17 protein-coding genes and 2 pseudogenes are annotated in these 15,045 nt (G+C 38.7%); 6 read left to right on the top strand and 13 right to left on the bottom strand.

Annotated features, from left to right (window positions below; genetic code table 11):
* Nucleotides 1–93: 93 nt before the first annotated feature.
* Nucleotides 94–387: a DUF3270 domain-containing protein gene (locus RG565_RS08355; RefSeq protein WP_003027603.1), complete on the top strand. Its 294-nt coding sequence runs from the start codon at nt 94–96 to the stop codon at nt 385–387.
* 89 nt (nt 388–476) lie between these two features.
* On the opposite strand, the gene RG565_RS08350 is transcribed toward RG565_RS08355, so the two are convergent.
* From RG565_RS08350 to RG565_RS08295, 12 genes and pseudogenes are all read right to left on the bottom strand, one after another.
* On the bottom strand, nt 477–944 hold the full coding sequence (locus tag RG565_RS08350) for a YtxH domain-containing protein (RefSeq protein ID WP_151380293.1): 468 nt from the start codon (nt 942–944) through the stop codon (nt 477–479).
* A 15-nt stretch (nt 945–959) separates the two neighbouring features.
* Nucleotides 960–1,343: a DUF948 domain-containing protein gene (locus RG565_RS08345; protein WP_106083292.1), complete on the bottom strand. Its 384-nt coding sequence runs from the start codon at nt 1,341–1,343 to the stop codon at nt 960–962.
* Between the two features lie 18 nt (nt 1,344–1,361).
* Nucleotides 1,362–2,135 carry a prolipoprotein diacylglyceryl transferase gene (gene lgt / locus RG565_RS08340; protein ID WP_247937461.1) on the bottom strand — a complete coding sequence of 258 codons (774 nt, stop codon included), beginning with the start codon at nt 2,133–2,135 and terminating at the stop codon, nt 1,362–1,364.
* Nucleotides 2,128–3,060, bottom strand: coding sequence for an HPr(Ser) kinase/phosphatase (gene hprK, locus RG565_RS08335; RefSeq protein ID WP_049534181.1), 933 nt, complete (start codon nt 3,058–3,060; stop codon nt 2,128–2,130). The genes lgt and hprK overlap by 8 nt, the downstream gene beginning before the upstream one ends.
* Before the next feature lie 106 nt (nt 3,061–3,166).
* Nucleotides 3,167–3,688 carry an NUDIX domain-containing protein gene (locus RG565_RS08330; protein ID WP_247937462.1) on the bottom strand — a complete coding sequence of 174 codons (522 nt, stop codon included), beginning with the start codon at nt 3,686–3,688 and terminating at the stop codon, nt 3,167–3,169.
* A 50-nt stretch (nt 3,689–3,738) separates the two neighbouring features.
* Nucleotides 3,739–4,011, bottom strand: a complete 273-nt coding sequence (locus RG565_RS08325) for a PspC domain-containing protein (protein WP_049534177.1) — start codon at nt 4,009–4,011, stop codon at nt 3,739–3,741.
* A 104-nt stretch (nt 4,012–4,115) separates the two neighbouring features.
* Nucleotides 4,116–4,565, bottom strand: a complete 450-nt coding sequence (locus RG565_RS08320) for a SprT family protein (RefSeq protein WP_059220613.1) — start codon at nt 4,563–4,565, stop codon at nt 4,116–4,118.
* On the bottom strand, nt 4,552–6,681 hold the full coding sequence (locus RG565_RS08315; RefSeq protein WP_247937463.1) for a Tex family protein: 2,130 nt from the start codon (nt 6,679–6,681) through the stop codon (nt 4,552–4,554). Before RG565_RS08315 ends, RG565_RS08320 begins: the two co-directional genes overlap by 14 nt.
* Before the next feature lie 199 nt (nt 6,682–6,880).
* Nucleotides 6,881–7,042: pseudogene (locus tag RG565_RS08310) on the bottom strand (DpnII family type II restriction endonuclease); the annotation flags it as partial.
* A 25-nt stretch (nt 7,043–7,067) separates the two neighbouring features.
* The gene (locus RG565_RS08305) at nt 7,068–7,502 is read right to left on the bottom strand and encodes a DpnD/PcfM family protein (RefSeq protein WP_151380289.1); all 435 of its coding nucleotides are present in this window, start codon (nt 7,500–7,502) and stop codon (nt 7,068–7,070) included.
* A gap of 2 nt (nt 7,503–7,504) precedes the next feature.
* A complete protein-coding gene (locus tag RG565_RS08300; protein WP_247937464.1) occupies nt 7,505–8,275 on the bottom strand; it encodes a DpnI domain-containing protein in 771 nt (256 codons plus the stop codon).
* A 73-nt stretch (nt 8,276–8,348) separates the two neighbouring features.
* Nucleotides 8,349–8,489 (bottom strand): annotated as a pseudogene (locus RG565_RS08295) (DNA adenine methylase); the annotation flags it as partial.
* 142 nt (nt 8,490–8,631) lie between these two features.
* Between RG565_RS08295 and RG565_RS08290 the strand changes: the two are divergent.
* The 5 genes from RG565_RS08290 (at nt 8,632) to zwf (ending at nt 13,500) form a co-directional block, all read left to right on the top strand.
* The gene (locus RG565_RS08290) at nt 8,632–8,772 is read left to right on the top strand and encodes an SPJ_0845 family protein (protein ID WP_003040097.1); all 141 of its coding nucleotides are present in this window, start codon (nt 8,632–8,634) and stop codon (nt 8,770–8,772) included.
* Entirely contained in the window at nt 8,769–9,674 is a 906-nt protein-coding gene (locus RG565_RS08285) for a permease (protein WP_247937465.1), read from the top strand. The genes RG565_RS08290 and RG565_RS08285 overlap by 4 nt, the downstream gene beginning before the upstream one ends.
* Nucleotides 9,671–10,486, top strand: a complete 816-nt coding sequence (locus tag RG565_RS08280; RefSeq protein WP_126406819.1) for a TIGR03943 family putative permease subunit — start codon at nt 9,671–9,673, stop codon at nt 10,484–10,486. The genes RG565_RS08285 and RG565_RS08280 overlap by 4 nt, the downstream gene beginning before the upstream one ends.
* A gap of 114 nt (nt 10,487–10,600) precedes the next feature.
* Nucleotides 10,601–11,965, top strand: coding sequence for an MFS transporter (locus RG565_RS08275; RefSeq protein WP_247937466.1), 1,365 nt, complete (start codon nt 10,601–10,603; stop codon nt 11,963–11,965).
* A gap of 47 nt (nt 11,966–12,012) precedes the next feature.
* A complete protein-coding gene (gene zwf, locus RG565_RS08270) occupies nt 12,013–13,500 on the top strand; it encodes a glucose-6-phosphate dehydrogenase (RefSeq protein ID WP_247937467.1) in 1,488 nt (495 codons plus the stop codon).
* A 52-nt stretch (nt 13,501–13,552) separates the two neighbouring features.
* Here the strand turns inward: zwf and ftsY are convergent, their stop codons facing one another.
* Nucleotides 13,553–15,040 carry a signal recognition particle-docking protein FtsY gene (ftsY, locus tag RG565_RS08265; RefSeq protein WP_268732238.1) on the bottom strand — a complete coding sequence of 496 codons (1,488 nt, stop codon included), beginning with the start codon at nt 15,038–15,040 and terminating at the stop codon, nt 13,553–13,555.
* Nucleotides 15,041–15,045 lie beyond the last annotated feature (5 nt).

The raw sequence follows: 15,045 nt of genomic DNA, 5'->3' as shown, positions 1-15,045 counted from the left end.
TGAAAAGCATTTTTAGCCTTTTTGTAACTGTTATGTAATATTTATCTAATTAAAATCATGATAAAATAAGAGAGTACTGTAAGGAGAGAGAACATGACCGCAAGAAAATATCAGTCCTATCAAGAGGACTACACCTATCCAGAATTAGAACAAGAACAATATCCCCTTTATCAAGATTACATTCCTGAAGCAAAAACGAATCCAAACCTGAAAGAATTACTATTTTTCGTGAATATTGCTACATTTTGTATCTTGACAGCTTTATTTAGCTTTTTATTCCTGTCTATTAAAGTAAACACTTTCTTAGCTTTTGCTTTAGCAATTGGTGTTAGTTTAGTCTGCATTAAAATGCAGCAAGCATTTATTCGTCGGAAAAGAAATAAATAGTTTTGAAATTAAAGTGCCTATTTGCAAGGCACTGTTTTTGTTGTGATTCATTGTGATGTAAAATCGATTTAGTTAAAAAAATTGAGGTGCTAGTCCTCAATTTTTTTGTCTTCATTTTCCGATTCTTGGTTTTCTGTCAAATCAATGACAATATCCTCCGATGTGGTTTCTTTATCAACTGGTTCTTGCTCAGTTTTTTTGAAATCTTCTGGAGAGATACCTTCTGGTGTCATTTTTTCTTTCCATTCTTGCATTTTCTCTTGTGAAAAGTCAACTACTTGTTTCGTTGCTTCTTTCACAGAGTCAAGAACAGTTTCGCCTGTAATTTCTCCGCTTTCAACCTTTTCTTTGGCTTGATTGACTGCTTCTACAGCTTGGTTAGAGAATTGATTGGCTTTTTGTACTACTTGATCTTTAAAATCATCTGGATTTTCTTTGACGTCATTCATAAAATCAGAAACCTTAGCAGTCACTTCTTTTCCTTTTTTGCTAGTAAGAAATACAGCTACAGCCGCTCCAGAGATTGTTCCTAAAAGGATTGATGAAAATTTACCCATAATAAGCCTTCTTTCTTATTTTTTAAATAGTTTTGTAATCATGCGCAAAGCTGATAAAGTTGCACCAGCTTTGACACTATTTTTTCCTGCTGCAGCGGCTTTTTTACTCAAATGACGAGCAGAATCATTCAAATCTGAAACGGACTCAGATAAATCTGCAACTGCAGTGAAAAGCGGGTCAATGGTTGTCATTTTTCCATTAATATCATCTGCTAAAACATTCACTTTCGTTAACAATTCATTGGTTTGATAGAGTGTCACATTGACATCTGTCGTCAACACCTGAATTGTTTTTTCTGTTTCGTCAACGACATTTGAGATTTTCCTAACCAAAAAAATCGTATAAACAATCAAGGCAACCAAAGCGAGGGCAACTAAACTATAAGCAATCTCAAGCATTTTTCTTCTCCTAACTTTTTAATAATAAGGGGTATCTTTTTTTCTGCGTTGGTAAATGACGAGAATGATTCCGGCAACCACTAGAACAGCAGACAACCATTGTGACACACGCAAGCCAGCAAACATGAGACTGTCTGTCCGCATCCCTTCAATGACCATGCGCCCCATTCCGTACCAAATCAGATAAAACCCTGTAATTTCACCACGTTTGAGGAAGTTTTCCTTTCTTCGTACAATCATCACCAGAGCAAATCCAAGCAAATTCCAAACCGACTCATAAAGGAAAGTTGGTTGTCGATAATGACCATCAATGTACATTTGATTGCGAATAAAACTTGGTAAGTAATTTAAACTTTTTACGACCGCTCCGTAAGCCTCTTGGTTGAAGAAATTTCCCCAACGTCCAAGACTTTGGGCAATCATTACACCCGGAACCGCAATATCTAAAAAGTCTAGCGTATTGATAAGCTTTCTCTGTGAGAAAAAATACAAGACAATCGCTCCGGTGATTAAACCGCCATAGATAGCAATTCCTCCGTGCCAAATGGCAAAAATCTCACCAGGATTTTTAGCATAATAGCCCCAATCAAAAATAACATAATAAATGCGAGCTCCAACGATTGCCAAAGGAAACGCAATGAGGATAAAATCAAGAATATCATCTGGAATGATTTTCTTCCGCGGCGCTTCATGCATAGCCAGATAAACAGCTAAAACTAAACCTGTTACAATACAAATCGCATACCAACGAATACTAAGAGGCCCTATCTTAAATGCAATTGGATCAATCATGAGACACCTCATTTTCACTAATGAGATTGGTCAAGCGTTCCTCAAAAGTCTTCGTGGCATCAAAGCCCATTTCTTTTGCACGGTAATTCATTGCTGCTGCTTCAATCACTACCGAAATATTGCGGCCCGTTTTCACAGGAATACGGATTCTTGGAATGGAAACACCTGATACTTCAAACTCTTCACCATTATTTCCTAAACGGTCAAATGTTTTATTGACATCATAATTTTCCAAATAAACGGCAATCTGCACTTGTGATGAATCTTTGACAGCACTAGCTCCATAAAGACTCATGACATCGATAATTCCGACACCGCGAATCTCAAGCAAATGGCGCAAAATTTCAGCTGGCTCGCCCCAAAGAGTCATTTCATCTTTTGCATAGATATCCACGCGGTCATCTGCAACCAAACGATGTCCTCTCTTCACCAGCTCCAATCCAGTCTCGCTTTTTCCGATTCCACTATCTCCTTGAATCAAGACACCCATTCCGTAAATATCCATTAAAACCCCATGAATACTGGTTCGCTCAGCCAAACGCGAATCCAAATAACTTGAAATCTCACCGGATAAACGACTCGTTGGGGTGTGACTGCTGAGAACAACAATTTCATTTTCCTTTGCAGCCTTTAACATCTCATCGGGAATTTTCAAATCACGCGCCACAATCATAACAGTGTCTCGTTCAAACATTTTCCGTAAAACCTGATAGCGATTGTGAGAGGTCATCTTCATCAAGTAAGACCATTCTTTCATTCCCATTAGCTGGATACGTTCTGGTGTGTAATAGTCAAAATAGCCTGTCATTTCAAGTCCAGGACGAGAAATATCAGAGGTCGTAATTTCTCTTTCCAACATTTTCTCGTCGCCATAAACCACATTTAACCTGACTTTTTTTAATAGATCTTTGATCTTTACAGTCATATTCTTCCCCTTTGATAGTTTCTTTTTCTATTATAGCAAATTTTCAGATTAAAGGAGAGTTTCATCCTTGTTTTTAAAGAAAATGGATAAACATACATAGCATTTACTACTTCTCTGACTGGAGCATTCTTTCTACAATTTGTTTTTGATCTTGAAATAAAGGATAACGGTTCATAAAATATCGTAATTCAATAGGTTTCAGCCAGATGTGACTATCCGTTTCACCCTCTTGATATTTCACGTCTTTCTCTGTGACAATTGCCTCATAAAAATCAAAATGACAGTGTTCTTTAGGTGAAGTCGTCTGCTCAATTAGTTGTATTTCTCTAGGAATCAGCCCAGTTTCTTCCTGCAATTCACGATAAGCTGCGGTCATGCTATCTTCACCAGCCAACACACTTCCTCCTGCACCAAACTCATAATAATTAGGATGAATTTCTTTTTTTGGACTGCGGTGCATCAGGAGAAATTCCCCATCTATATGACGAACAAAGACATTGACACAAAGATGGTACTTCCCTTCTGGAATCTCTTCTCCTCTGAGCAATTTATATCCAACTTTTTCCCGATACTCATCGTAAGCATCCCAATATTCCATCTCTTCTCCTTCAAAAATAAGAGAGTCCATTGCATGAACTCCTTTCTAGCATATATAACCAAGCGCTTGCTCCATCACACTCACCAAAACCAGCCGTCTTCTTCTTTGATTGCTTCTGCTTCTTTGCGCTTACGAGGTCCTGTCCCATACATTTCTTCTTCTACGTCTTCCTTGTAAGGCATCACAGATGATAAGATGATGTAGATGATAATCCCTAAACCCAAATTAGAAATGGTAAATAAAACGAATAAAAAGCGAACAAGACCTACATCTAGACCAAATTTATCAGATAAACCTGCTAACACTCCCGATACAGCTCTATTTCGACGTAATTTATAAAATGTTGTTTTCATAATCAGTAAGCCTCTTTCATTGATACTGAATCTAGTGTAGCACATTTCATTCATCATGCCATCCGTCCTTAGGCGGATTTCTGATTGTTTCTCCAAAATAGTCATTAAGACTGCAACTGTCTGACAAAAATGAGTTTCCCTTGGCAGCGTCCGCAGCAATACCGCTCAGTATTGATTCGTCTTTTTCTATGATATTGTGCACGGCAATGCAGGCATTGATAAACAAGCGTTTTTGAAGTTGATTGGCTTGATAAAGTAGGGGCATAGCGCAAACCATCCACGGCTTTCAATAATTGCTTGAAATCTCGATCCTTATGTCGATAGCCCTTCTTTTCAAAGTAAAGATGATAGTGACACAACTCGTGCCGCACAATTTTTCGGAAGGTTTCTAAACCAAACTGTTCATAGATTCTAGGATTAAAATCAAGATGCCCATCCTTTGGAAAAAAGCGTCCACCTGTTGAGCGAAGGCGCTTATTCCAAGAAGCCGTATGTCGAAATTCTTTGTCAAAATCTTCCAAAGAGACTTGTCTGACATAGTTAGTTAGATTCACGCGGTGCCACCAAGGAAAGATTGACCTTTTCTCTTTCTATATCCAATTTGTCTACCCACACGGTTACCAAGTCACCGACAGAAACTACTTGACTCGGATGTTTGACATAGCTGTTACTGAGCTTAGAAATATGAATCAAGCCGTCCTCATGAATGCCAATATCCACAAAAGCACCAAAATCAACGACATTGCGAACAACGCCTTCTAACTTTTGCCCAATTTGTAAGTCCTTTATATCAAGGACATCTTGACGCAGAACCGGTGCATCAAATGAATCACGCATATCACGACCTGGCTTGAGCAAGTCTGCAATGATATCCTTAAGAGTAGCTTCTCCCAAGTCCAAATCTGCAGCAACTTTTTTGACATCTAAAGACTGCAATTTTTCCTGAGCGGCTTGATCCAAGTCCGCAATTGCAAGCATTTGGAACAATTTCTCAACAGCTGGATAACTCTCTGGGTGAACACCTGTATTATCCAAAACATTATCACTTTCGGGAATCCGTAGGAACCCTGCCGCCTGTTCAAATGCTTTAGCACCCAGACGAGGAACTTTTTTAATGGCATCGCGCGAGCGAATCATGCCTTCTTCTTCACGATATTTGACAATATTTTCAGAAATAGTTTTGTTTAACCCTGCCACATGCGATAGAAGAGATGGACTTGCGGTATTGATATTAACGCCGACTTGGTTAACAACGGTATCTACGACGAAATCCAAGCTTTCAGATAATTTCTTCTGGCTCACATCATGTTGGTATTGACCGACACCGATTGATTTTGGGTCAATTTTAACTAGCTCTGCAAGAGGGTCTTGCAGTCGACGTGCGATAGAGATAGCCGAACGTTTTTCGACCGTCAAGTCTGGAAATTCGTGTCGCGCCAACTCGCTAGCAGAATAAACAGATGCGCCACTTTCATTGACAATAACATAGCTGACGTTTGGATGAGTCTTTAGCACCTCCGCAACAAACGCTTCGCTTTCGCGACTAGCTGTTCCATTTCCAATAGCAATGATTTCAACGCCAAATTGGTCAATCAAATCTGATAAATCTTGCTTAGAAGCTTCAATTTGTGCTGCTTTTGCCGGTGGTACAGGATAGATGACCTGCGTTGTCAGCATTTTCCCAGTCGCATCTACGACTGCTAATTTTGCTCCTGTCCGGAAAGCTGGGTCAAATCCTAGTACCACACGTCCCTTGAGCGGTGCAATCAAGAGCAGATTTCGCAGATTATCTGAAAAAAGCTGAATCGCACCGTCTTCTGCAGTCTCGGTCAATTCTGCCCTAATCCGACGTTCCATAGCTGGAATGATTTTCTTTTTCACTGCTTGCTGGATTGCTTCATGAATGTAGTCATTTTTGAGCTTAAAGCGCACTTCAAAAAATCGGATAATTTTATCTACATTGTGCTCAAAGCCAACTTTGAGCACACCTAACTTTTCACCACGATTAAGTGCTAAAGTGCGATACCCCTGCATATCCGCGATTTTTTCGGAAAAGTCATAATAGATTTGAAACACTTGCTTTTCGTCCAAATCGGCGTCTTTCAAAGTTGAAATAATGCTTGAATTTGTCAGCATTTCATGATAGGTCCAAGCACGCAGCTGCACATCTTCTGAAATGGCTTCCACTAAAATATCTACAGCTCCAGCTAGAGCTACTTCTGCTGTCGGAAATGTTTCGCTAGTTAAGGCAGTTGCTTCCTCTTGAAGATTGGCAGCATTTTGTAATATGAGTCGTGCCAAAGGAAAAAGTCCTGCTTCACGTGCAATCGTGGCTTTTGTCCGACGCTTTTCTTTATAAGGAAGATAGAGTTCCTCCACATCAGCTAATTTTTCAGCTGCTTCAATAGCTGCACGTAGTTTTTCCGTCAGCTTTCCTTGCTCTTCAATCTTCACGAGCACCGTTGCCCTGCGCTCTCTGAGGTTCGTCAGACTTTTATCCAAATCAAGAATAGCCTTAATCTCTACCTCATCCAAATTCCCTGTCATTTCTTTCCGATAACGAGCGATAAAGGGAATTGTGTTGCCTTCAGCTGTCAATTCAAGAACTTTTTCCACTTGCTTCTGACTAATCTTTAAATTTTGCGATAGTTCGATAATATTTGTTTCCATAAAGAATATTATACCATACCTTATCCAGCAGTCCAAATACAATTGTCTCTCTGGCTACTTTCTTCTTTCGCCATTATTTTATTCATTTGATGAATTGCAAGAATAAGTGCAATTTATCATTCTAAATAGTAAAAGAGTCCTCAAGCAGGACTCTAAAAACACTGATAAAGATGAATTATTCCTCAGATTATGTACTCAATCATTGTAACAACTCAGTTAAATACCCTCGCTTCATCATCTCTAGATTAAATACATTTGGAATATGAGCAAAAGCTTCCGCAAGAGGTAAGTGTGCCGTTTTCCAGCCCTGTCCATCTGTCACCCAGACAAAATTCACGTCATCTGCTGAACTCTCGACAAATTAGCTTAGTTCTGTGAGGCTCCATCTAATTTGTACGATTACTCAATAATTCTTGTATAAGTAATAAACGGTGTTCAATAGAGTCCAACCATTCTGGATGATAATCATATTCAAATAAATCTTGATCAAAAAATTCTAGTTTTTCACTCATCCATCGAATACAGTCGGGATCTGACAAAGTATAAATCATAACGGAGAGAGATTCGGCGTCTTCTTCATTGTCCCAATTAGGCCAAAATAATTTTACAAATTCATATACTTCGGATGGCGCTACTTTGTCCTTTGAACTATTTACGTTTACCATATCTAAAGGTACATACTCTGTTGATAGATAATCATTGGTATCTAGGATAATTTCTTCATTTCGATACAATTGATCAACTTGATTTATCCCCTCTTCAACAGTTGAAGCGTCAATTGTTACAATTTTTGACAAAGTTTCTATTATCTCAATCTTCATCCTTACCTATCCAACTTTCTATACTGACCTCGTCCAATAAATTCAATGATATTTTTATCTCTCAGCACTTGTAACTGCTGCCTAATTTTGTCTTTAACAAAGTGATTATTTGGATATTGTTCCTGCAACTCTTTTTCAAATGCATATACATCACTCAAAGTAAAGTTTTTCTTCGGGATTCTATCAATACAATTCAGAATATCTAATGTCCACCCTCTTGCATCTTTCGTCTTATTTCGTAAAAAAAGTGTTTTTTGAAAATTTTCTTGTACTTGTCTCTGTTTTGCAATCTGTCCATCTCTGACTAAAAATATTTTTCCAATCTCTGGAACGTGCGAAATATCAATATTGCAGCCTATCCAACCTGCTCTTTGAGCGCTGGATGACAAGGGTTTTCTTTTAATAACAATTTTAGGTGTAAAAAAATGTTTCGGAATTAAAATAAAATTTATTACCGTCATTTCTTTAGAATAGTTCAAAAAGAAAAAGTTAGGGTTATTCTCACTTTCCAGACGACGAATCATCGTATCATAAGCACCGTCGTTAATAATTGTGGAAAAATTAGTTTGCTTACTTTTCAGCTCAAATTCTTCTCTACAATTAGCACAAAAGAAATCTGCAACAGGACGATTATTTTCAAAATGTGATAAGTAAATCTGCCCACAATTGGGACAATAAGCATTTTCCGCAACCCATGATTCTGTTATCACCCTTACGATTTGAGACTTACTCTTGTAACCCTCTGCAAGATGAGTGGGTAACTCTAGTTTCATATATAGTTCCTCTGTATTTTCATTTATGCATCAGATCTTCGTAATTCGCTAAAATTCTTTTTGACGAAGGAGTTACAAAAGGCTCAAAATAACGCTTATACTTTTCAGGCATATAGCTCCTCAATACACTTAAAAATTGCCGCTTTCCGCCCGTCCATTTGGTAAATGGTTGAAGATTATAGTATTTTAATCTTATATTATTATCTGGAGACATGATCCTTCCTTTGCACATATAGTCTATTTATTATACCACATTCATCTCCTTCTTTCACAAGCTAATTACTATTCTGCTGACTTTATTTCACCATAATTTTCAAAATGATAGTATAATAGTTAAAAAGGAAAAGGAGGCTGTTATGGCTATTAAATTTACGCGTTCAGATGATTTGGACAAAATGTTTGAAGAATTTGCAACGTTACCTAAAATCGAAAAAGTAGAATTTCCTGATGAAAAAGAAAAAAAGATTAAAAAAGTGGAGAAGGCTAAAAAGTCATGAGCTTTTTTAATCAACTGCCACCTAGTGTGCTACAAGCTGGTGCGATTTTCCTCTCCATTATTATCGAAGCACTACCTTTTGTGCTAATCGGGAGCATTATTTCAGGTTTTATAGAGGTTTATATCACACCAGACAAAGTTTATCACTATCTGCCTAAAAATAAATGGGGTAGGATTTTCTTTGGTACTTTTATTGGCTTTATTTTCCCTTCTTGCGAATGTGGAATTGTGCCTATTATCAATCGTTTTTTGGAAAAGAAAGTACCAAGTTACACAGCTGTTCCTTTTATGGTGACAGCACCTGTTATCAATCCTATTGTTCTTTTTGCGACCTATTCTGCCTTTGGGAATTCCTTTAAAATGGCTTTGCTCAGAGCCCTTGGCTCTATTGTTGTGGCAATCATCTTAGGAATTTTCTTTGGCTTTCTCAATACTGCAACTATTCAAAAAGAGAATCGAGTTATTCAGCATGAACACGACTTCTCTCATTTAAGTCAGCCAAAGAAAGTATTTCAAGTGTTTGTACAGTCTATTGACGAATTTTTTGATACAGGTCGTTACTTAGTCTTTGGTTGTCTCTTTGCCAGTCTAGTGCAAGTCTACGTGCCTACACGCATTCTGACTTCCATTAGTGCAACACCACTTATGGCTATTTTACTATTGATGGTGCTTGCATTTCTTCTCTCACTTTGCAGTGAAGCAGATGCCTTTATTGGTAGTTCACTCATTTCTAGTTTTGGCTTAGCACCAGTTCTCGCTTTCCTCGTCATTGGACCAATGCTAGATGTGAAAAATATCCTCATGATGAAAAATTACCTCAAAGGACGATTCATCTGGCAATTCATTGGAATTGTTAGTTTAGTTGTTGTCATTTACTCTTGGCTTGTGGGGGTGGTGCTATGATTCGTTTTCTAATTTTAGCTGGTTACTTTGAAATCACCATGTATTTGCAACTTTCCGGCAAGCTCAATCAATACATCAATATGCATTTTTCTTATTTGGCATATATTTCCATGGTACTTTCTTTCGTGCTAGCTATTGTGCAGCTCATCGTCTGGATGAAAAAAATGAAAGTGCACAGCCATTTGACGAGTCGTTCTGCAAAATTTGCTAGTATTGCTTTTCTTGTTGTACCACTTGTCGTTGCTCTCTTCTTTCCAACGGTCAATTTGGACTCTACAACCGTTTCTGCTAAGGGCTACCATTTCCCGCTGGCTGACGGTAGTTCTAAGAACATTCAGGCTGATGAGGGCACTACCAATCAGTACCTAAAACCTGATACCAGTACCTATTTTACTAAAAGTGCTTACGAGAAAGAAATGCGGGCAGCTGCAAAAAAATATCTGAAAAAAGACATCATTTCCGTTACGACGGAAAATTATATGGAAATCATGGAAGTCCTCTATGATTATCCAGATGAATTTGCGGGAAAGCGGCTAGAATTTACTGGGTTTGTCTATAATGACCCGAGCGATAAAAACAGCCAGTTTCTTTTCCGCTTTGGTATTATTCATTGTATTGCCGATTCGGGAGTCTATGGACTTCTGACAACTGGTAATACGGAGCATTTTGAAAATAATACCTGGATAAGAGCAAGCGGGAAAATTACGATTCGCTATCATAAACAACTAGGACAAAGTTTGCCAACGCTTGAAGTGGATAGTTTCAAGAAAGTTGAAAAGCCTAGCAATCCTTATGTCTATCGTGTCTTTTAACCTACATTGAATAAATAAAAGAAGACCTGAGAAGTATTTCTCTAGGTCTCCTATTATGCTCTTTTGTGAGCAATTATGATAAAATAAGAGAAATTTGTATTTTTAGGAGGTACTATGTCACATCAAAATCAACCTGTTTCAAGGAAAACCTTGCTATCTATTTTCGCCACTGCTCTAATTACTTTTGCTGGAATTCTTTCTGAAACCAGTATGAATGTCACTTTTCCACATCTTATGAAAGTTTTTCATACAGACCTTGGCACATTGCAATGGATTACAACAGGTTATCTACTGGCTGTCGCCATTACAATTACACTTGGAGCCACTCTAGCACACAATTGGTCTGAGCGTAAAATTCTCTTCATTAGCCTAGCTATTTTTACGTTAGGAAATGGTGTTGCAATGCTTGCGCCTAATTTTGCCTTACTCATGTTAGGACGCATTTTGCAAGGTTCAGCAACTGGAATTGCTACCCCCCTTATGTTTAATCTTATCGTAGAACGTATTCCGCGTAGCCAAATTGGTTTTTACATGGGATTGTCTGGACTTGTTATAAGCCTAGCTCCTGCGATTGGTCCCACCTATGGCGGCTTGATGATTGGTTCATTCGATTGGCACATGATTTACACATTCATCATGCCGGTTCCGATTATCTCCTTCATTTTAGGATTTTTCTTTTTAGAAAATACCCCCAATAGAAAGGAACGTCCCTTTGAATGGGTTTCTTTCTTGCTCCTTGCACTCGCACTTACTTTTTCTATTATGGCGATTTCTAGTTTAGAAGCAGGCAGCTTTAATTGGAGCTTTGTCATCATCTTTTTATTATCACTTATCCTTTTCATTTGGAGAAGTCTAACCGTTGAACATCCTTTTTTAGATATTCGTATTTTGAAAAATCCAGTTATTTTACTAGGGATTATTCCTTTCTTTCTCTACCAATTTTCAAATTTATCAGCCAATTTTCTGATTCCTAATTTCTTGGTTTTAGTGAAACACGAGGCTACTTCTGCTGCTGGCTTTGCACTGCTACCTGGAACAATGTTAGGAGCTTTTTCGGCACCTTTCTTGGGGAAATTATATGACACCAAGGGACCCAAATTTTCTCTATATGGTGGGAACCTCCTCTTTTTCTTAGCCGTTTCCGTTTTTGCATTCTTTACAAAAGCCTTAACATTACCGCTCATCATCCTTTTTTATATTTTCTTTACGATTGGGCGCAATCTGGCTTTCAACAACACGATGGCCTTATCTGTTTCACAAATTAGTCGTGAAAAGTCACCAGACGCCACTGCTCTCTTTCAAATGGCTCAAACATTTGCTGGAGCTTTAGGAACGGCGATTGCTGCTATCATGGTCAATCAAGCTCCTGATACTACGACAGGTGTGCATCTTGTCTTTCTTCTTCTATTTGTCCTTGTTATCCTTATTTTTTATCTTTTTTACTCTTTATTTCGAGCTATCAAAAATCAGAAATTTTAATCAATTTATGGTAAAATAAATAAAATATTAGAAAATGGGTGTTCAAAATGTCTTCAAAAGTGATTATTACAATTTTTGGTGCCAGTGGAGATTTGGCAAAAAGAAAACTCTATCCCTCCCTTTTTAGATTGTATAAATCTGGCAATCTGTCCAAGCATTTTGCCGTTATCGGCACAGCTCGCAGACCTTGGAGCAAGGAATATTTTGAATCTGTCGTGGTCGAGTCTATCACAGACCTCGCAGATAGCCCTGAGCAAGCACAAGAATTTGCTAGCCATTTCTATTACCAAAGTCACGATGTGCAAGATACCGAGCATTATATTGAATTAAGAAAACTACAAAATCGTCTCAATGACCACTATCATGCAGAACACAATAAATTGTTCTTTTTATCTATGGCTCCTCAGTTTTTCGGAACCATTGCTAAACACCTCAAATCCGAGCAAATTGTAGACGGGAAAGGATTTGAACGCTTAATTGTAGAAAAACCGTTTGGCACAGACCTTGCCTCTGCTAGCAAACTGAACGACGATTTGTTGGCAACATTTGACGAAGAGCAGATTTTCCGGATTGACCATTATCTCGGCAAAGAAATGATTCAAAGTATTTTTGCCATTCGCTTTGCCAATCTTCTTTTTGAAAATGTCTGGAATCGTGATTATATTGACAATGTACAGATCACTTTTGCTGAAAAGTTAGGTGTGGAGGAGCGTGGTGGTTATTACGACCATTCAGGTGCACTGCGCGATATGGTGCAAAATCACACACTTCAACTCCTGTCTTTACTTGCTATGGACAAACCCAAAACTTTCACCAAAGATGATATTCGGGCTGAAAAAATTAAGGTTTTCAAGCACTTGCATAAACCTACTGATAATGATCTGAAAAAACTCTTCATTCGTGGTCAATATACTTCTGGTAAAGTAGACGGGAAAAAGTATATTTCCTATCGCAGCGAACCAAATGTTGAACCAGAATCTACCACAGAAACCTTTGCTTCTGGTGCATTCTTTGTAGATAGTGACCGATTTCGCGGGGTGCCATTTTTCTTCCGTACTGGAAAACGTCTTACTGCCAAAGGAACTCATGTCAACATTGTTTTTAAGCAAGTGGAATCCATTTTTGGCTCCTCGCTCCAACCAAATGTGTTGACCATCTACATTCAGCCAACTGAAGGTTTTTCTCTTAGCATGAACGGCAAAGAAGTGGGCGAGCAATTTAACTTAGCTCCATTGACACTTGATTATCGTACAGATGCAACAGCTTCTGGTGCGTCACCAGAGCCCTATGAAAAGCTCATCTACGATGTGCTAAACAATGACTCAACCAATTTTAGCCACTGGGACGAAGTTCGCTCTAGTTGGGAATTGATTGACCGTATTGAAACCTTGTGGGCAAATAACGAAGTTCCCCTTCATCATTACAAATCAGGTACTATGGGACCCGAAGCCAGCTTTGAGCTCCTTAACCAATTTGAAGCTGATTGGAATTGGCGTCCAGACGAAGCCTATCGCAAAGAAGGACGATTGGGGTAAAGTAAATATATACAAAAGACTTGCAAAATGAATGAATTGCAAGTCTTTTTTCTTATACCAAGCCCTCTAAGAGCCCTTTCATAAAGTTTTCAGAGTTAAATACTCCAATATCGTCAATTTTTTCTCCGAATCCAATCAGTTTAACTGGAATATCCATCTCTTGACGGATTGCAAGAACGACACCACCACGCGCTGTTCCATCAATTTTCGTCAAGACAATTCCTGTTACTGGCGTAATTTTTGAAAATTCCTTAGCTTGAACAAGGGCATTTTGACCGGTTGAGGCATCTAGTGCCAAGAACGTTTCATGCGGCGCAGCTGGATCTACCCGTTTGATAATCCGTCCAATTTTTTCCAACTCTGCCATTAGGTTATCTTTGTTTTGCAAGCGTCCGGCCGTATCAATCATTAGAATATCCACATTTTCAGCCTTTGCACGCTCCATACCGTCATAAACAACGCTAGCTGGATCACTCTTTTCTGGACCTGTCACAACCGGAACATCTACTCGACGTCCCCATTCCACCAACTGAGCAACAGCTCCCGCACGGAAAGTATCAGCTGCAACTAACATGACTTTCTTGCCAGCCAGCTTATATTTATAAGCCAATTTCCCTATCGAAGTGGTTTTCCCAACTCCGTTTACACCAACAAAAAGCATGACTGTCAAACCGTCTTGTAAATTGATTTTTTCGTTAAATTTGCCATCTTTCTCATAGATGTCTACTAACTTTTCAATGATGACCCGACGAAGGACATCTGGCTTTTTGGCATTTTCAAGGCGAGCTTCTTGGCGTAAGGCTTCTGTCAGATTAGAAGCAACTTGCACTCCCACGTCACTCGTAATCAAGAGTTCTTCTAACTCTTCAAAAAATTCCTCATCTACCGAACGGAAATTGGCAAAGAAAGCATTAAGCCGCGCTCCAAAACCTGTCCGCGTCTTTTTAAGACTACGGTCATACTTTTCCTGAACCGTTTCTTTTTGAATAGATGAACTTGCTTCAATTGGTTCGCTAATAGTCTTCTCTGCCGTAGTTGACTCTGCTGAACTTGACCCTGCGTTCGCTTCGTTCAACTGCCTCATATTTTCTTGTTCTGCCTGCTGTCTTCTAGCTTCTGCTAAACGTACCTGTAAATCTGTGGCAGCTGGATGAGTCGTATGTTGCGAAAGGGCTGCTGTCTCGTCAGGGTGTGGAGTTGCCGTTTCATTCTGTAATGTATGATTTTCTGGAGCTTGCAAATCATTTTCAGCAAACTCTAGACTTGATCCTGTAGTAGCCGTTTCCGGCTCCATTTCTTCTACTTTTTCTTGAATGGTTTCAAGACGTGTCTCATCATTAGCAAGACGTTCTTTCAGCTCTGTTTGGAATGTTTGTTCATCTAGATTCTCAGATTGCGTATTCTCTACAGGAGCTGTTTCTACTTTTTCTAGATTCTTTCCTTGATCATCCTCTGATACTGTTTCTACAGCTTCTTCAGGAATACTTTCAACTGGTTTTTCTTCTTTTTGGCGACCAAAAAGGCGATCAAATAAACCCATTCAAT

Source organism: Streptococcus sp. IsoGale021 (genome assembly GCF_031142795.1).
Lineage (GTDB): Bacteria > Bacillota > Bacilli > Lactobacillales > Streptococcaceae > Streptococcus > Streptococcus hominis.
The sequence above is the reverse complement of the archived record's forward strand: the minus strand, read 5'-3'. Positions and strand labels throughout refer to the sequence as shown.

Excerpts from the sequence above, each read along its gene's own strand:
- RG565_RS08330 (WP_247937462.1), bottom strand. The coding sequence starts at position 3,688 with ATGGACTCTCTTATTTTTGAAGGAGAAGAGATGGAATATTGGGATGCT.
- RG565_RS08345 (WP_106083292.1), bottom strand. The coding sequence starts at position 1,343 with ATGCTTGAGATTGCTTATAGTTTAGTTGCCCTCGCTTTGGTTGCCTTG.
- RG565_RS08305 (WP_151380289.1), bottom strand. The coding sequence starts at position 7,502 with ATGAAGATTGAGATAATAGAAACTTTGTCAAAAATTGTAACAATTGAC.
- RG565_RS08300 (WP_247937464.1), bottom strand. The coding sequence starts at position 8,275 with ATGAAACTAGAGTTACCCACTCATCTTGCAGAGGGTTACAAGAGTAAG.
- lgt (WP_247937461.1), bottom strand. The coding sequence starts at position 2,135 with ATGATTGATCCAATTGCATTTAAGATAGGGCCTCTTAGTATTCGTTGG.
- ftsY (WP_268732238.1), bottom strand. The coding sequence starts at position 15,040 with ATGGGTTTATTTGATCGCCTTTTTGGTCGCCAAAAAGAAGAAAAACCA.
- RG565_RS08350 (WP_151380293.1), bottom strand. The coding sequence starts at position 944 with ATGGGTAAATTTTCATCAATCCTTTTAGGAACAATCTCTGGAGCGGCT.
- RG565_RS08290 (WP_003040097.1), top strand. The coding sequence starts at position 8,632 with ATGGCTATTAAATTTACGCGTTCAGATGATTTGGACAAAATGTTTGAA.
- RG565_RS08280 (WP_126406819.1), top strand. The coding sequence starts at position 9,671 with ATGATTCGTTTTCTAATTTTAGCTGGTTACTTTGAAATCACCATGTAT.
- RG565_RS08325 (WP_049534177.1), bottom strand. The coding sequence starts at position 4,011 with ATGAAAACAACATTTTATAAATTACGTCGAAATAGAGCTGTATCGGGA.
- RG565_RS08285 (WP_247937465.1), top strand. The coding sequence starts at position 8,769 with ATGAGCTTTTTTAATCAACTGCCACCTAGTGTGCTACAAGCTGGTGCG.
- RG565_RS08315 (WP_247937463.1), bottom strand. The coding sequence starts at position 6,681 with ATGGAAACAAATATTATCGAACTATCGCAAAATTTAAAGATTAGTCAG.
- zwf (WP_247937467.1), top strand. The coding sequence starts at position 12,013 with ATGTCTTCAAAAGTGATTATTACAATTTTTGGTGCCAGTGGAGATTTG.
- RG565_RS08275 (WP_247937466.1), top strand. The coding sequence starts at position 10,601 with ATGTCACATCAAAATCAACCTGTTTCAAGGAAAACCTTGCTATCTATT.
- hprK (WP_049534181.1), bottom strand. The coding sequence starts at position 3,060 with ATGACTGTAAAGATCAAAGATCTATTAAAAAAAGTCAGGTTAAATGTG.
- RG565_RS08355 (WP_003027603.1), top strand. The coding sequence starts at position 94 with ATGACCGCAAGAAAATATCAGTCCTATCAAGAGGACTACACCTATCCA.